Annotated in this window: 14 protein-coding genes and 1 pseudogene; 6 read left to right on the top strand and 9 right to left on the bottom strand. The window is 69.3% G+C overall.

Going from position 1 to position 16,636, the window contains the following annotated elements:
• Both HMPREF3121_RS12635 and HMPREF3121_RS09355 read left to right on the top strand, forming a co-directional pair.
• Positions 1–785 (top strand): annotated as a pseudogene (locus HMPREF3121_RS12635) (hypothetical protein); the annotation flags it as partial.
• Between the two features lie 138 nt (positions 786–923).
• Positions 924–1,544 (top strand): hypothetical protein, encoded by a 621-nt coding sequence (locus HMPREF3121_RS09355; RefSeq protein WP_070522670.1) that lies wholly within the window; start codon positions 924–926, stop codon positions 1,542–1,544.
• A gap of 3 nt (positions 1,545–1,547) precedes the next feature.
• On the opposite strand, the gene gcvT is transcribed toward HMPREF3121_RS09355, so the two are convergent.
• The 7 genes from gcvT to HMPREF3121_RS09320 all read right to left on the bottom strand — a co-directional run bounded on the left by gcvT (position 1,548) and on the right by HMPREF3121_RS09320 (position 11,180).
• Positions 1,548–2,729, bottom strand: a complete 1,182-nt coding sequence (gene gcvT, locus HMPREF3121_RS09350) for a glycine cleavage system aminomethyltransferase GcvT (RefSeq protein WP_070522668.1) — start codon at positions 2,727–2,729, stop codon at positions 1,548–1,550.
• Positions 2,730–3,021: 292 nt separating this feature from the next.
• Positions 3,022–4,680 carry a solute symporter family protein gene (locus tag HMPREF3121_RS09345; RefSeq protein WP_070522665.1) on the bottom strand — a complete coding sequence of 553 codons (1,659 nt, stop codon included), beginning with the start codon at positions 4,678–4,680 and terminating at the stop codon, positions 3,022–3,024.
• Between the two features lie 3 nt (positions 4,681–4,683).
• Positions 4,684–5,091, bottom strand: coding sequence for a DUF485 domain-containing protein (locus tag HMPREF3121_RS09340; RefSeq protein ID WP_209654529.1), 408 nt, complete (start codon positions 5,089–5,091; stop codon positions 4,684–4,686).
• 252 nt (positions 5,092–5,343) lie between these two features.
• Complete coding sequence (locus tag HMPREF3121_RS09335) at positions 5,344–7,818, bottom strand: HAD-IC family P-type ATPase (RefSeq protein WP_070522661.1); 2,475 nt, start codon at positions 7,816–7,818, stop codon at positions 5,344–5,346.
• Positions 7,819–7,830: 12 nt separating this feature from the next.
• The gene (locus HMPREF3121_RS09330) at positions 7,831–8,598 is read right to left on the bottom strand and encodes an enoyl-CoA hydratase (RefSeq protein ID WP_070522658.1); all 768 of its coding nucleotides are present in this window, start codon (positions 8,596–8,598) and stop codon (positions 7,831–7,833) included.
• 34 nt (positions 8,599–8,632) lie between these two features.
• Positions 8,633–9,499 (bottom strand): aldo/keto reductase, encoded by an 867-nt coding sequence (locus HMPREF3121_RS09325; protein ID WP_070522655.1) that lies wholly within the window; start codon positions 9,497–9,499, stop codon positions 8,633–8,635.
• 43 nt (positions 9,500–9,542) lie between these two features.
• Positions 9,543–11,180, bottom strand: coding sequence for an FMN-binding glutamate synthase family protein (locus HMPREF3121_RS09320; protein WP_070522652.1), 1,638 nt, complete (start codon positions 11,178–11,180; stop codon positions 9,543–9,545).
• 108 nt (positions 11,181–11,288) lie between these two features.
• Here HMPREF3121_RS09320 and HMPREF3121_RS09315 point away from each other — a divergent pair, with 108 nt between their 5' ends.
• The 4 genes from HMPREF3121_RS09315 (at position 11,289) to HMPREF3121_RS09300 (ending at position 14,381) form a co-directional block, all read left to right on the top strand.
• Complete coding sequence (locus tag HMPREF3121_RS09315; protein ID WP_070522649.1) at positions 11,289–11,606, top strand: helix-turn-helix transcriptional regulator; 318 nt, start codon at positions 11,289–11,291, stop codon at positions 11,604–11,606.
• A complete protein-coding gene (locus tag HMPREF3121_RS09310; RefSeq protein ID WP_070522647.1) occupies positions 11,603–12,175 on the top strand; it encodes a hypothetical protein in 573 nt (190 codons plus the stop codon). The genes HMPREF3121_RS09315 and HMPREF3121_RS09310 overlap by 4 nt, the downstream gene beginning before the upstream one ends.
• Positions 12,176–12,261: 86 nt before the next feature.
• Complete coding sequence (locus HMPREF3121_RS09305) at positions 12,262–13,173, top strand: ABC transporter ATP-binding protein (protein WP_070522644.1); 912 nt, start codon at positions 12,262–12,264, stop codon at positions 13,171–13,173.
• Positions 13,170–14,381, top strand: coding sequence for an ABC transporter permease (locus HMPREF3121_RS09300; protein WP_070522641.1), 1,212 nt, complete (start codon positions 13,170–13,172; stop codon positions 14,379–14,381). Before HMPREF3121_RS09305 ends, HMPREF3121_RS09300 begins: the two co-directional genes overlap by 4 nt.
• Positions 14,382–14,490: 109 nt before the next feature.
• Here the strand turns inward: HMPREF3121_RS09300 and HMPREF3121_RS09295 are convergent, their stop codons facing one another.
• Positions 14,491–15,495, bottom strand: a complete 1,005-nt coding sequence (locus HMPREF3121_RS09295; protein ID WP_070522636.1) for a ribokinase — start codon at positions 15,493–15,495, stop codon at positions 14,491–14,493.
• Entirely contained in the window at positions 15,488–16,435 is a 948-nt protein-coding gene (locus HMPREF3121_RS09290; protein WP_070522633.1) for a nucleoside hydrolase, read from the bottom strand. The genes HMPREF3121_RS09295 and HMPREF3121_RS09290 overlap by 8 nt, the downstream gene beginning before the upstream one ends.
• Between the last annotated feature and the right edge of the window lie 201 nt (positions 16,436–16,636).

The following is a 16,636-nucleotide window of genomic DNA, read 5'->3' as shown; positions in this document are numbered from 1 at the left end:
CCCCCGCCGCCCCCGCCGAGTCCGGCCCGGCCGGCTCCCCCGCCGCACCGACGCGTCCCGGCGCACCGGCCGCCACGGCACCGTCGCCAAGCACCGGAGGCGCCCCCGCCGCGACGGCCTCCGCACACGGGCCGAGCGTCACCCTGTCGACCAACCAGATCGCCGCAACCGGAGTCACCTCCATCACCGTCACCGGCACGGGCTTTGCGACGACCGGCCCCGGCATCTACGTCGGCGTCGCCGAAAAGGCCAAGTTCTCGCACACCGACGCCTCCGCCTTCGGGGCCGTGAACTACGTCAAGACCTCCGAAATGGGCGCGGACGGTTCCTTCACGACCATCGTCGACGTGGAGCCCGTGTTCGCCGCCGGCAACTGCATCGACAACGCCTGCGCCATGTTCACCTTCGCCGCCCACGGCTCCTCCGACCGCAGCCAGGACACCGTCACCGACCTCGTCGTCGGCGGCACCGCGGAGGAGAAGGCCGCGGCATCGGCGGCCGCCCCCGCAACCACGGGAACCGGCGGGAAGGCCGTGTCGAAGCCCGTCGGCTCGAAGTCGACGCCCGGCACCGGTTCGGGCCAGCCCCCTGGTCTCGGCACCGGCACCGGGGCCGACGAGGCCGCCGACGACGCCGCGACCACGACCGAAGCCACGCTGGCCGCGTCCGGTTCCCCCATGGCCACCTTGTCCGCCGGGCTGATCGGCGCCGTCACCGGGGCCGCGTTGTTCGGCGCCGGGATGCTGCTGGGTCGCCGGACCCGCCGCACGGATTCGGACGGGTAGTTCACGGCAGTTGGACGGCGCCCGACGCTGCCCCGATTCGCCGGCGATCACGTCAAAATCGCCGGACACGGCCCCGGCCATGTAGGCTCACCCCGTACTCGCACCAACGACGATTCGACGAAGACGGGAGGAACGGGCATGAAACGCACCATCATCGCCGCCGCGGTCTGCGGCATGACGTTGTCGGCGGTCGCCTGCGCCCCGTCTGAGAACGCGGACGACATCGACTCCTCGGCGGTGTCGTCCGTCGCCGATTCGTCCTCGCGTCCGTCGCACACCGGTGAGGCGGGCTCGTCGACGTCGGCAACGTCGCAGACTCCCTCCGAATCGACGTCCGCCGAGCCCACCGACTCCCCGGCCTCCCCGACGCCTCCCACCGACCAGGGTGCGGCCACCGGAGACGACGTACGACCCGCGACCCCCACCGCCACGCGCAGCGCCGACGGCAGGGCCCGCATCGGCGACCCCTGTCCGGGACTGGAGGGCACCCTGCGGCCGGCGGTCAACGGCGAGAACCTCATCTGCACCGGGGAACCGATCCCGCGCTGGACCGTCATCCTCGACGAACCCTCCCCCACCGACACCGCGCCCGCCCCCGGCGACGGCACGACCGAGCCCGGCGATCCGTCGCAGGGCGACGACACCACCCCGGACCCCGGCGCTGACGGCGACGGCGACGGCGACAACGACGATCATCGCGGCCCGGGCGGCACCTCGTCGCAGCGGACCACCCCGGAGCCCGACCGCCCGACGCGGTAGCGCCTACCTGCGCTTCTTGCGGTTGTAGAACGGCGTCGGTACGACGGTGGCGGTGCGCTCCTCGCCCTCGACGTCGAGCTTCAGCTCGGTGCCCTTGGTGGACAGCCAACGGTCGACGTACGCGAACGCGATGGGGTACCCGAACGTCGGAGACACCTTGGACGAGGTGACCACGCCGGCCTCGTTGCCGTCGGCGTCGCGAAGCACCGTACCGCGCTCGGGGGCCACCTTGCCCTCGATCTGCAGGCCGGCCAGGAGCTGCTTCGGCTCGGGCTGGTTGAACAGCGCGTTGCGGCCGATGAAGTTGCCCTTCGTCGGCCCCATGACGGACTTCAGGCCGGCCTCGAGCGGAGTGCGCTCGCGGGTGAGTTCGCGGCCGTACAGCGGCATGCCGGCCTCGAGGCGCAGGATGTCGCGGCACAGCAGGCCACACGGGCGCACGCCCAGGTCGGAGCCGTCATCGGCGGGATCCGCGGGGTCCGACACGGCGCCGCCGGCGGCCAGCAGCGCATCCCACACCTCGGCGCCGCGGTCGGCCGGCGGGAACACCTCGAAGCCGTCTTCGCCGGTGTAGCCGGTGCGGGCGACGATCATCTCGACGCCGGCGACCTCCAGCGAGGTGCAGGAGTAGTAGCGCAGCGCGTCGAGCGTGCCGTGCGAGTCGGCGGGCACGACGCGGCGCAGCAGCTTCGCCGCCTTCGGGCCCTGGACGGCGATGAGGGCGATCTCGGCGCTGCGGTCGACGACCTCGACGTCGTAGCCGCCGATGCGCTCGCGCAGCGTGCCGTAGACCTCGCGCATGTTGCCGGCGTTTTGGACCAGCATGAACTCGTCGACGCCGAGACGGTAGACGATGAGGTCGTCGATGATGCCGCCGTCTTCCTGGACGATCATCGTGTACTTGGCCTTGCCCAGGGCGATGGGCTTGATGGCGGAGATGAGGGTGTGCGCCAGGAAACGGGCGGCGTCGGGGCCGGAAACGCGGATCTCGCCCATCAGGGACAGGTCGAACAGGCCGACCGCCTCGCGCACCGCCTTGTGCTCCTCGAGTTCGCTCGAGTACCGGAACGGCAGCTCGTATCCGCCGACGTCGCGAATCTCCGCTCCCAGCGCCACGTGCCGGTCGTGCAGCGGGCTGCGGATCGGCGACGCCTCCGGATTCGGGTTCGCGGTCGAGTCGGTCATGGGTGCCTCCTGCTTTCGTCACGGGCCCGACGGCCCCGGGCCTGGTTGGCAACCACTCTATCCGCGCCCCGGGGTTTCCGCCTGCGGCAGGTCAGCGGCTTGCTTTGCGACGCCCACCGGGTTGTCGGGACCCGCCGAGCGCTCCGGAAAATGCCGAAACCCCGCCCCGGACACCGGATTTCTCCGGGGTCGAGGCGGGGTTTCATGGGCGTGAGGCTCGGGCGCCACCGTGGGGGCGCCCCACCCGGGGCGGTCGATGATCACCGCGCCCGGGATGCTGCGGGGGTCGCTCCTAGTGGTCGACGGCGGCTTCGGTGCCGACGCCGGTGAGGGAGCGGACCTCCATCTCGGCCTGGAGGTCATCCAGGTTGTCCGGCTTGCCGACGAAGGTGCCGACGATGCCGGCGAGGAAGCCGAGCGGGATGGAGACCAGGCCCGGGTTCTGCAGCGGGAAGAAGGACCAGTCGGCGCCCGGGACCATGGAGGTCTCGAGGCCGGAGACGGCCGGGGAGAAGAAGATCAGCAGCAGGGCGGAGCCCACGCCGACGTACATCGACGCGACCGCACCGGTGGTGTTGAACTTCTTCCAGAACAGCGACAGCAGGATGGTCGGCAGGTTCGCCGAGGCGGCGACGGCGAAGGCCAGCGCGACCAGGAAGGCGACGTTCTGCGACATGGCCAGGATGCCCAGGATGATGGACGCGATGCCCAGCACGACGACCGTGATGCGGGACACGCGGACCTGCTGCTCCTCGGTCGCGGTGCCCTTCTTGATGACGGCCTGGTAGAGGTCCTGGCCGACGGACGCCGAAGCGGTGATGGCCAGGCCGGCGACGACCGCGAGGACGGTGGCGAAGGCGACGGCGGAGATCAGCGCCATGAAGATGGAACCGCCGAGACGCAACGCCAGCAGCGGGGCCGCGGCATTCGCGCCACCCGGGGCGGCGAGGATGGCGTCGGGGCCGACCAGGGCGGCGGCGCCGAAGCCCAGGATGAGGGTCATCAGGTAGAAGGAACCGATGAGCACGATGGCCCAGGTCACGGACTTGCGGGCCTCACGGGCGGTGGGCACCGTGTAGAAGCGCATGAGCACGTGCGGCAGACCCGCGGTACCGAGCACCAGGGCCAGACCCAGGGAGATGAAGTCGAGCTTGGAGGTCTCGGTGGCGCCGTACTTCATGCCCGGCTCGAGGAGCTGGGAGCCCTTCGTTCCGGCCTCGACCGCGGTTGCCGAGGCGTCGTGGGTGGCCACGGCCTGCTCCAGCAGGCCGACGAAGCCGGACTTGGCGGAGACGAAGACCAGGACGGTCATGATGGCGACGCCGCCGACGAGCAACACGGCCTTGATCATCTGGACGTAGGTGGTGCCCTTCATGCCGCCGATGAGGACGTAGGCGATCATGACGATGCCGACGACGGCGACGACGATGGACTGCTCGAGCTCGCCCTCCAGATTCAGCAGCACGGCGACGAGGGAGCCGGCGCCGGCCATCTGTGCGATGAGGTAGAACAGCGTGACCGCCAGGGTGGTGCAGGCGGCGGCGGTGCGCACCGGCTGCTGCTTGAGGCGGAACGCCAGCACGTCGGCCATGGTGAACTTGCCGACGTTGCGCAGCGGCTCGGCGACGAGCAGCAGCGCGACCAGCCAGGCCACGAAGAAACCGATGGAGTACAGGAATCCGTCGTAGCCGCTCAGCGCGATGGCGCCGACGATGCCGAGGAACGAGGCCGCCGACAGGTAGTCACCGGCGATGGCCAGGCCGTTCTGGGTGCCGGAGAACTGGGCGCCGCCGGTGTAGAAGTCGGAGGCGTCCTTCTTGTTGCCGCCCTTGGAGACGCGGGTGACGACCACCATCGTGATCACGATGAACGCGACGAAGACGATGATGTTGAGAATCGGGTTGCTCTTGCCGAGATCCGACTCCTGGGCGAGGAGATTCAGGGTGTTCATGTCTTACTTGGCCTCCTTGTTGCCGGAGCCGAGCTTCGCGGCGACGGCGCCGGACTCCATCTCGTCGCGGATGGCGGCCTGCATCGGCTCGAGCTTCTTGTTGGCGAAGGAGATGTACCACCACGTGATGAAGAACGTGGTGACGAACTGCAGCACGCCGAGCAGAATGCCGAGGTTGCCGAAGACCGGCATCTCGGTGCCGAACAGGTCGGGCATGTAGGTCGCCAGGAGAACGTAGGCGATGTACCAGACGAGACCGGCGACGGTCAGCGGAATGGTGAAGGAACGGAAGGTCGTGCGGAGTTCCTGGAACTCCTCGGTGCCCTGCACGTGGCGGTACTCCGCCGCGGTGGGCTTGTGCCGATCTACCGGCTGTGGGGTTGCGGACACTGGTGTGCCTTTCCGGGTCATCTTGTACGGACAATCACGGTTCACGGGGACCATTGGCCGGCCGCCCGCGGGTAACACCTCACTCGGCGTGATGCGTTGTGCGGCGCATCACACAGAAATATGTGTGCACCTGAAGTTACCTGCAACACCCCGGCCTGCGAAACGGATCACACTCACAGGGTGCCTTAAGGAAGTTCACGCCACCCCCAAAGGTTGTCCCCACCTGGAAGAACGTCACCTAACGCAGTTACCCCCGCGGCAACCCAGATTGAGTTAACGACAATTAACTGTTTGGGTTCGGAGACGATCTTCCCGCGTCCGATTGAACTGCCACACCGCTTCCACGAGCACCGCCCCCACCATGCCGGTCAGCACGGCGGCGACGCCCATCCCCGTCGGCACCGGGTGCAGATGCAGGATCGACGCGATCGGCCGGACCAGGAAAATGACGGCGTACGCCCCGGCCGCGGTGGCCAGCAGGGCGATCTTCCACGGCTCGTAGGGCCGCGCCACCACCGCCAGCACCCACAACGCGCTGATGATGAGGACGACGAGCGTCGCCGTCGACGCCGCCCCCTCGACCTCCGGCGCCGCGTCGGCACCCGGATAGGCCCACAGCCAGAACCCGAACGTCAGCATGCCGACGATGAGCCCCGAGGGCAGGGCCAGCCGAAACACCCGTGACGCGAACCCCGGCTTCGCCCGCTCGTGGTTCGGCGCCAACGACAGCACGAAGGCGGGGATGCCGATGGTGAACCAGCCCGTGATGGTCACGTGGATCGGTTCGAAGGGGTAGGCGTAGCCGATGATCCCCACCGCCAGCGCCAGGAACACGGAGTAGATGGTCTTGGTCAGGAAGAGATTGGCCACGCGCTCGATGTTGCCGATCACCCGGCGCCCCTCGGCGACCACGTGCGGCATGACGGCGAAGCGGTTGTCCAGCAGCACCAGCTGCGACACCGACCTCGTCGCGGGGGCGCCGGCGCCCATGGCCACGCCGATGTTGGCCTCCTTCAGCGCCAGGATGTCGTTGACTCCGTCGCCGGTCATGGCCACGACGTGCCCGCGCGATTGCAGCGCCCGCACCATCGCGCGTTTCTGGTCGGCGGTGACGCGGCCGAAGACGTGGCCCTCCTCCACCGCGTCGGCGAATGCCTCCCGTTGCGCCCCTCCCCCGGCGGGGTCGGGCAGGTCGCGGGCGTCGACGGGCCGGTCGCCGCCGGGCAAGTCGAGCGCCCGGGCCACCGCCCCGACCGACGCCGCGTTGTCGCCCGAAATGACCTTCACCGTCACGTTTTCGGCCTCGAAGTACTCGAGCGTTTCGCGGGCGTCGGGCCGCAGGGTCTGGTCGAGCACCACCAGGGCGACCGGTTCCAGCATTCCCGGGTGCTCGTCGACGTGCTCGTCGGGTCCTACCGTGACGTCCGACACGGTGGCCGCGACGTCCGGATTCGCCCGGGCCAACAGCAGAACCCGCAGCCCCTCGGCCATGAGCCCCGCCGCCCGCCCCAGCGCCGCAGACTCCTCGGCGGCGAGGATGTCCGGGGCGCCGAGCACCCACGTCCCCTCCCCCTCGAACGTCGCGCCGGCCCATTTCCGCGCCGACGTGAACGGAACCTTGTCGGCCACCTGCCACCCCGGATCGCCGACGCCGAGGCCCGCGAGATACTCGTTGACGGCCAGGGTCGTCGCGTTCGGCCTCTCCTCCAACCCGCCCAGCGCCGCCAAAATCGGGCGGACGGCGGCTTCATCGACGTCGTCAAGCTGCACGACCTCGCGCACGTGCATCCTGTTCTCCGTCAGCGTGCCGGTCTTGTCCACGCACACGACGTTGACCCGCGCCAGCCCCTCGATCGCCGGCAACTCGTTGGTGAGCACCCGGCGGCGGCCCAGCCGGACGATGCCGATGGCGAACGCGATGGACGTCATGAGCACCAGGCCCTCGGGGACCATCGGCACCAACGACGCCACCATCGCCAACAGCGCCTCCCGCAACGGCTGCCCCGACCGGAACAACTGCGTCCAGATCACCAGCACACCCGTGGGGACGAGGATCCACGTGATCACCCGGAGAATCTTGTTGATGCCCCGCAGCAACTCCGAATCCGTCAGCGTGAACTTGCTCGCCTCCGCCGCCAACTGCGCGGCGTACGCGTTCGCGCCGACCTTCGTCGCCTGCTGCGTGCCGCCGCCGGACACGACGTGCGACCCGGAATACAACGGATCGCCGACGTTTTTGTGCACCGGATTCGACTCGCCCGTCAGCGGCGACTCGTCGACGTCCAGGCCGTCGACCGACCGGGCCACGCCGTCGACGACGATCTGATCGCCCGCGCCGAGCTCCACCAGATCGTCGACGACGATCTCCTCGCGGTCCAGCTCCCGGGCCCCGGCGCCATCGCGGATGACCATCGGCCGGGCGCGACCGACGATGGACAACTTGTCCAGCGTCCGCTTCGCCCGCAGCTCCTGGACCACCCCGACGATGGAGTTTGCGATGATGAGCAGGCCGAAGGCGCCGTTGACCCACGATCCCGTCCACAGCACGATCGCCAGCAGCACAGCCAGGATCGCGTTGATCCGCGTGAACACGTTCGCGCGGATGATGTCCGTGACCGTGCGCCCCGACGTCGGCGGCAGGTGGTTGACCAACCCCGCGCGGACGCGCTGGTCGACCTGCTCGCGCGTCAGACCGCCGGGGCCCGTGACGAACGCGGTGTCGATGCCCTCTCCGCCGTCCCCGCGCATCCTCCGGGACCGCTACTTTCCGCGGAAGACCGGGTCGCGCTTCTCCGCGCGCGCCCGGCCCGCCTCGGCGGCGTCCTCCGACGCCCACACCGCCTCGTACAGCTCGCGCTGGTCCGGCTTCGGCGGCAGGTTCGTCTCGTCGTCGTTGAGCACCATCTTGTGGTAGGCCAGGCTCATCGGCGCGAACGACGCGATGCGCTCGGCGACCTCCCGGGTGACGGTGGAATCGCCCAGGTAGGACGCCAGGCCGCAGGACTTCGCCTCGGCCTGGTCGATCTGCTCGGCGGCCAGCAGGATGGTGCGGGCGCGGGCGCCGCCGACCAGCACGCGGGTGCGGCGGACCGTCCACGCGTCGACGGCGATGCCGAGCTTGACCGGCGGGATCATGAACCAGCCTCGTTCGCCCACCACGCGCAGGTCCGCGGCCATGGACAGCTGCATGCCGGCGCCGACCGCCGCGCCCTGCACGTCGGCGATGATGATGCGCGGGCATTCCTGCAGCGCGTGGAGCATGCGGGCGAGCTGAACGTGGAAGTTGCCGTCGCTGTGCTGGCCGCCGAGATCGGCGCCGGCGCAGAACGCGCGGCCCTCGCCGCGAATGACGATGACCCGGCACTCCTCGCGCTCCGGCGCGGCCTCCACCGCGTCGGCGATGTCGGAGCACACGCCGGCGTTGAGGGAATTGCGCTTGTGATCGCGGTCGATGGTGATGACGGTGATCGGGCCGTCGTGCTCGACGCGGATCTCGGAGTTCTCGGGGGCCACGCTGGACTCAGACATGTTTCCGAATCTACCGGGGTGCGGCCGTCACCGTTTACTCATCGCCGAAGAAACGGGGGTCGCCGCCGATGCGGGACTCCGGGTCGGCCAGGCCCGCGATGGCGGTCATGTGCTCGTCGGACAGTTCGAAGTCGAGCACGCCGAGGTTTTCGGCCATGCGCCCCTCGTCGGCGGATTTCGGGATCGCCACCAGACCCCGCTGCAGGTGCCACCGCAGCGTCACCTGGGCGGGGGTGCGGCCGAGCTCGGCCGCGACGTCGGCGATGGGCCCGGACGCGAACTGCTTGGCCCGGCCGAGCGGGGCCCAGCTTTGCGTGACGACGCCCCGCCGACGGTCGTCGTCGACCTGCTCATCCTGGGGCAGGCCGGGGTGCAGTTCGATCTGGTTGACGGCCGGGGCTTCGGGCAGCTCGTCGAGCACGTCGGAGTAGAAATTGGCGACGCCGGCGGATCGCGTCAGCCCTTCGTCGCGAAGCACCATGATTTCGCCGTAGCTCTCCGCGAACAGCCCCTGCTTCGGGCAGGGCCAGTGGACGAGCAGCAGGTCGACGTAATCGAGGCCGAGCCTGCGCAGCGAGTCACCGGCCGAACGGCGGGTGTCGGCGGCGCGGTGGGCGTCGTTCCACACCTTGGTGGTCACGAACAGGTCCCCGCGGGCGACGTCGCCGGCCGCGATGGCGTCGGCGATGCCCTGGCCGACGCCGACTTCGTTGCCGTACAGCGAGGCGGTGTCGATGTGCCGGTAGCCGATCGAGATGGCGTGCCGGACGCAGCGGCGGGCGGTGGCGTCGTCCATGCGCCACGTGCCCAGGCCGATCTGCGGGATGGAGTTGCCGTCGTTGAGGGACAACGACGGAATGGTTCCGGTGGAGGGGGTGCCGTTGATTTCTTCGTTGGCCATGTCCCCTTTTGTACTCGGGTTCGGGCGTGCGCGTCCCCGACGGCTACTCGGCGCCGGCGGCCTTCGGCTTCACGCGGTCGTGGAGCTCCGGGTACCAGAAGCGGTCGGGGTCGGCGAGCTCCCAGTCGTCGGCCCACGCGTGGAAGCGGGTGCCCGACAGCAGCTCCCCGGGCTCGAGCCAGTTGTACAGCTCGGCGTAGGTTTCGGCGTACTCGTCGGAGGTGCGGCGGAAGAGCATCGACGGCGACAGCTGGTCGAAGCTTTCCAGGCCCATCGACGCGAGCATGCCCACGGCCTCCTGGACGGTGGCGTCGTGGAAGTTGCGCACGCGGTTGGCCTTGTCTTCGACGTCGACGGCCTTCCAGCGTCGCGGGTCCTGGGTGGCCACGCCGACGGGGCATTCGTTGGTGTGGCACAGCTGGGACTGGATGCAGCCGGTGGCCATCATCATGCCGCGGGCCGAGGCCATGAAGTCGGCGCCCTGGCACATGCGCTTGATGATGTCGAAGCCGGTGACGATCTTGCCGGTCGCGCCGATCTTGACGCGGTCGCGCAGGCCGGCGCCGACGAGCGCGTTGTGCACGAGGACCAGGCCGTCGGTCAGCGGCATGCCGACGCGGTCGGAGTACTCCAGGGGCGCGGCGCCCGTGCCGCCCTCGGCGCCGTCGACGATGATGAAGTCCGGCGTGATGTCCTCGGCCACCATGGCCTTGCACACGGCGAGGAATTCGATGCGGGAACCGGCGCAGATCTTGAAGCCGACGGGCTTGCCGCCGTTGAGTTCGCGCATGGTGCCCATGAAGCGGACCAGTTCGCGCGGGGTGGAGTACACGCGGTGGAACGGCGGGCTGACGACGCCCTGGCCGACGCGCACGCCTCGGGTTTCGGCGATGATCTCGTCGACCTTGTCGCCGGGCAGCATGCCGCCGAGGCCGGGCTTCGCACCCTGGCTGACCTTGAGGTAGGTGGCCTTGACCTGGGGCAGCGCGGCGCGTTCGCGGAACTTCTCGGGGTCGAAGTCGCCGTCTTCGGTGCGGCAGCCGAAGTAGCCGGAGCCGATTTCCCAGAACAGGTCGGCGCCGTACTTCAGGTGGTACGGGGAGATGGAGCCCTCGCCGGTGTCGTGGATGAATCCGCCCATCGCCGCGCCCTTGTTCATGGCGAGCACCGCGTTGGGCGACAGCGCGCCGAAGCTCATGGCGGCGATGTTGAAGATGGACACGTCGTACGGCTGGGTGGTGTCCTTCCCGCCGAGCGTCACGCGCGGGTTGGCGTTGACGGTGCGCGACGGCGCCATGGAGTGGGGGATGTATTCGTAGCCGGGGGCGGTGATCTCCCGTTCGGTGCCGAACGACTTCTTCGCCCCGATTCCCTTCGCCCGCTGGTAGATGACGGAGCGGGTGTCGCGGTCGAACGGGGTGCCGTCGAAGTTGCGCTCGATGAAGTACTGCTGGGTCTCCGGTCGGATGGACTCGAGCAGGTACCGGGCGTGGCCGAGGATCGGGTAGATCCGCAGCAGGGTGTGCTTCTTCTGGATGAGCACGTCGTAGACCGCGACGAGGTCCAGGAACACGACCACCGCCAGCAGCACCGCCCACCAGGGGCTGACGAAGACCGTGAGCGCCAGCGCGATGACGTTGGCGACGAACAGGATGCCGAGAATCGTTGGCCGTGTGATCACGTTTTCCAGGGTACGTGCATTCCGCTGACCTGGAAATACGGGGTTGGCGTCGGAAAAATTTTGTTGGACCTATTGACAAAGCGTTGGGTTTTCCCAACACTTGGTCACATGAGTCCGGTGAAACGTGGTCCACAGCGACCGATATTCAATCGATTGGCGGTTCTCCGCGCGGAACGCGGGCTCAGTCGCGCGCAGTTGGCGGAGGCCGTGGAGGTCAACCCCCAGACCATCGGGGCGCTCGAGCGCGGGGACCACTACCCCAGCCTCGATCTGGCGTTCCGGTTGTGCGAGGTGTTCGGCCTTCCGGTCGAGGCGGTGTTCTCCCGCGAGGAGTTCACCCCGATGTCCGCCGCCCTGTACGCGGCGCAGCCCCAGAACCGACCCCAATTCCCGACCCGGGACACCACCCCGGAGGAGCAGCGATGAACATTCGGAATTCCGACGTGCACGACCGCACTTTCCTCGATCGGTGGCAGGCCCGGCGCGAACGGGTCTTCCTCGAACGCCGCGAGATGATGTCCGGGTGGTTTCCCCGGCTGCGCAATCGCGCGAGCCGGCGCCGCCTGGTCGTCGCTTACCTCGCCATGGTGTTCGCGTTGCTCGTCGCGGGCATCCTGTTCGCGGCGACGTTGCTTGGCGACGGCTCGTCGGATTGGTGGGGGCTGCCGTGGATCGTTTTCACCGTGCTGCTCGTGGGCACGTGGACGACGTTGGTCATCGTGACCGACAACCTGGACGGTGCACCGGCGACGGTGCTCGACGAGTACGAGCGTAGTCGCGTGGAGGGGTTGCGCAGCCTGGCCTACCAGTGTTTTCTGTGGTTCGGCCTGGTGTTCAGCATCTCGCTGGCCTTTTTCGGCACGTGGCTGATGCGGGCCCGTCCCGAGTGGGCGGCCGACGTCCCCTACCTGCTGGGCCTGGGTTTCCTCATCCCGCTCCTGGTGATCCTCTCCCTGCCCACCGCGGTCATCGCGTGGACGATGCCGGATGAGTGATCGCGGCCCCCGAAACAGACGATCCGAAACAGGCACTCCGAAACAGACAACCCGAAAGAACCAGACCACCCGAAAGGAAGGCGACCATGACCGGCACACCGCTGATCATCGATGACCTCCGCAAGTCCTACGGGGATCTCCGGGTCCTCGACGGCATGAGCTTCACCGTCCACCCCGGAGAGATCTACGGGTTCGTCGGCGCCAACGGCGCCGGCAAGACCACGACCATGCGCATCGCCCTGGGCGTGCTGTCCACGGACGGCGGCGAGGTCCGCCTCGGCGACGCTCCCCTCGACGACACGTCCCGCCGCACCATCGGTTACATGCCGGAGGAGCGCGGCCTGTACCCGAAGGAGAAAGTGCTCGATCAGCTGATCTACTTCGCCCGGCTCCACGGACTGGACGGTCCGACCGCGAAGGACCGCGCCGAGTCTCTCCTGGAGACGCTCGATCTCTCCGAGCGCGCCGGCGACAAGGTCGACACCCTGTCCCTGGGCAATCAGCAGCGCGTGCAGCTTGCCGCGGCGCTGGTCCACGATCCGGAGGTGCTGGTCCTCGACGAGCCGTTCTCCGGCCTCGATCCGATCGCCGTCGGCGTGATGTCGCGGGTGCTGCGGGAGCGCGCCGACCGCGGCATCCCCGTGGTCTTCTCCTCCCACCAGCTGGATCTGGTGGAGCGGTTGTGCGATCGCGTCGGCATCATCCGCGACGGCCGCATGCTCGCCGAGGGCACCGTCGCCGAGCTGCGGGCGAAGGGCCCCTCCCTCATCGGAGTCGACGTCCCCTCCGCCCCGGCGAACTGGGCCGACGACGTTCCCGGCGTCGCGTCCACCACCGTCGCCGACGGTGGCCGCACCGTCGTCACGCTTGCCGACGGCGCCCCCGACGACGTCGACCAGCAGCTCCTCGATCTCGCCCGTTCCCACGGCCCGGTGCATTCCTTCGGGCCCGTCAACATTCCCCTGACCGAGCTGTACCAGGAGGTCGTCCAGTCATGAGCACCCGAAACACCCCCCGTGACGGTTACCGCGCCTCGACGGCCATCGGTCTCGTCGCAAAGCGCGAGCTCCGCGAGAACCTGGTGAAGAAAGGGTCGGTGGTCACGCTCATCCTGGGCATCGTCCTCGCCGTCGGCGGCGTTCTGCTCGCCGCGTACCTGACCCGCGACGACGGAGAGGCCGCGGAACCGACGGTCATCGCCGTCGTCGGAGAGGCCCCGTTCGCCGACGCGCTGGCCGACGCCCCGGAGGGCACCACCCCGACTCCCGTCGAGACGCGGGCCGCGGCATCGGAGGACGAGGCCAGGGCCCTGCTCGACGACGACGCCGTCGACGCCGCCCTGCTGCCCGCCGGCGACGACGAGTGGACGCTTCTGCAGGACGGCGCCCCCGACATGCTGGCCTCGACCCTGAATTCCGCACTGGCCCAGCAGCTGCAGGCCGAGGCCATCGCCGAGCAGGGCGGCGACCCCGCCGCCGTGGCGCAGGCCGCCGCCCGAGGGTCGGTGACGCCGCAGACCGTGCAGGACGTGGACTTCGCCGCGCTGCTCGTCGTCGGCGCCGGCGTCATGGTGATGATCACCGGAATCATGATGTTCGGCGGCTCCGTGGCCAGCTCGGTCATCGAGGAGAAGTCCTCCCGCGTCGTCGAGATCATGCTGGCGACCATCCGCCCGCTGCACCTGCTGGCGGGCAAGATCATCGGCGCGGGCCTGGCCGGCGCGATCATGCTGGCCGCGATCGTCGCGGCGGCGTCGGTGACCATCGTGGCCACCGGTTTGGCCGACGACTTCGACATCCCGTGGGGTGCGGTGGCCACCCTGCTTCCGTTCTTCCTCCTCGGATACATCCTCTTCGCCGCCATGTACGCCGCGGCAGGTTCGCTGGTCAGCCGCATGGAGGATTTCAGCGCCGCGCAGATGCCGGTGATGATCCTGGCCTTCGTGGCCATCTACGTCCCGGCGTTCGGCTGGTCCCAGCTGGATTCGACGTTCATGCAGGTCGCGTCGTGGATCCCGCCGGCCTCCGTGACCACGGCGCCGCTGCAGTACGCGATGGGCAACTTCTCCGGCCTGCAGCTGCTCGGCACCGGCGCGATCCTCGCCGCCAGCTGCCTGCTCATGCTGTTCCTCGCGGCGAAGATCTACCCGCGCACCGTGCTGCACACCGGTTCCCGCGTCACCTGGATGCAGGCCCTGAAGGGCTGATTGGCCCGCTCCCCCTGCTCCCCCCGCTCCCTCGCTCCCGGAGACGGGAGATCACCCCCTCCCCGAGACACGGCAGGCCAACCCCGCCCTACCCCGGGGCGGGGGGCAGTCAGCCCCTCCGACCGTTCTCGGCGAATCGCCGGACCTGGTCGGCGGTGCCGTAGGACGCCTGCGCCCCCTCGCCGCCCGCCGCAAACGCCGCCACCGCGGCCGCGAGTCGGGCGGCGTCGTTGACGGATGCCCCGGACGCCAGCCCCGCCATGAGGGCGCCCATGTAGGAATCGCCGCAGCCGGTGGTGTCGACGACGTCGACGGGCACCGCGTCGATGCGGGTGGCCGTCACCGCGTCGGACTCCCCGGCTTCCCCGGATTCCACGACCACCGATCCCGCACCGCCGAGGGTGACCACGGCGGTGCGGATGCCGTGCTTGGCGGCCAGCGCGGTCGCGGCGTCGGACCAATCGCCGGATTCGGCGCCCTCGGCCGCCGCCGCATCACCGACCAGGGCGGCCAGCTCGTGCTCGTTGACGATGAGCACGTCGACCAGCTCCAGCAGCTCCTCCGGCACCTCTCGCACGGGCGACAGGTTGAACACCACGGTCACGCCCGCCTCGTGGGCGATGCGCGCAGCCTCGACCACCGCGTCATCCCCGACCTCCAGGCACAGGCCCAGCACCTCGGCGTCCCGAATGGCGTCGGCGTGCCCGGCGACGAGATCCGCGTCGACGGTGCCGTTCGCCCCCGGGGAGATGACGATGCAATTTTCCGCGTCATCGTCGACGAGGATCATCGCGGTGCCGGTGGCCTCCCCCGACTCCGACAGGTGCGCGACGTCCACCCCGGCATCGACGAGCGCATCGCGCAGCATCACGCCATTGGGGTCGTCGCCGACCGCCCCGATGAACGACGCACCCACGCCGAGGCGAGCCACCGTCGCCGCCTGGTTCGCCGACTTTCCTCCCGGCAACACCACCAACGGACCTCCGGCGATGGTCTCCCCCGGCTTGGGCAACGCGGCCACCCGAACCGTCAGGTCGGCATTGGCGGAGCCCACCACCGCCACGGCGCGCGGCGCGGACGACAGGCCGTCGACAAGCGCCGCCACCTCAGCCACGGGCCGCCACCGACCCGATCCGCGACATGAACTCCGACAGGAACCGCTCGACGTCCACGCCCACCGCGACCTTGACGTTCTTCTCCGGATCGTTGAGCCGGACCTCGTCGCCGATGGTGCGGCCGCGGGTCTCGCCGTCGACGTCGACCTTCATGTTGTGCTCGATGACCGTCACCAACGACGGATCGACCGCGACGCCCACCGCCAGCGGATCATGCAGGCCGCAACCGCCCAGGTGCGGCGCCGTCGTGTCGTAGGCCTTGATGTAATAGTCCGTCATGTCCGCCAGCACGCGACCCGCCTCGGTGCCCAGCTCACGCCACTGCTTCGTCTCCTCGTAGGTCAGCAGCGTCTGCAGCGTGACGTCGAGGCCGATCATGGTGACGTCGGCGCCGGAACGGAAAAGCTTGTCCGCCGCCTCCGGGTCCTGGTTGATGTTTGCCTCCGCCCACGGACGGACGTTGCCCGGCACGGTCAGGGCGCCGCCCATGATGACGATCCGCGCGTTGGCCGCGAACTCCGGGTCGCGGTCGATGGCGGCGGCCAGGTTCGTCATCGGGCCCGTGGCGACGATGACCAGATCATCGCCGTGCTCCCGGACCGAATCGACGAGGAAATCCACCGCGCCGCGCTCGTCGACCGAGCGCTGCGACGCCGGCAGATCGACCTCGCCGATGCCGTTGCGGCCGTGGATGAACGCCGAAATCTCCAGGACCTCGAAACCGTCCTTCGTCGACGCGTGCGGCTCGCCGTGGAAAACCGGCACATCCTGACGGCCGAACAGGTCCAGCAGCGACAGGTCGTTGGCCACGCCGTCCTTCATCAGGACGTTGCCGTACGTGCCGGTCACGCCGATGAGCTCCAGCTCCGGCGAACCGAGCGCGTACGCCAGCGCCAGCGCGTCGTCGATGCCAGTGTCGAGGTCCAGAATGGTCTTCATCGCCGGGTGATTCTCCGTTTCGGCGCCCTTCGCCTGCCGCTGCCCGATCGCCGGGCGCCTTCGACGCGCGATCGTGGCCGGTTTTCCCGGTTGCCCGGTACTCGCCCATTATCCAGGTTTCGTGCGGCGGGCGGGCGGAGAGGCGGCGCTCCGGGGCGGTCGAGATCACACCGGCAGAGATCACCCGAGGACATGGGGCCC

Origin of the sequence: Corynebacterium sp. HMSC11E11 (genome assembly GCF_001807025.1) — a bacterium.
Classification (GTDB): Bacteria; Actinomycetota; Actinomycetes; order Mycobacteriales; family Mycobacteriaceae; genus Corynebacterium; species Corynebacterium freneyi.
This window is presented reverse-complemented; position numbering and strand designations above follow the sequence as displayed.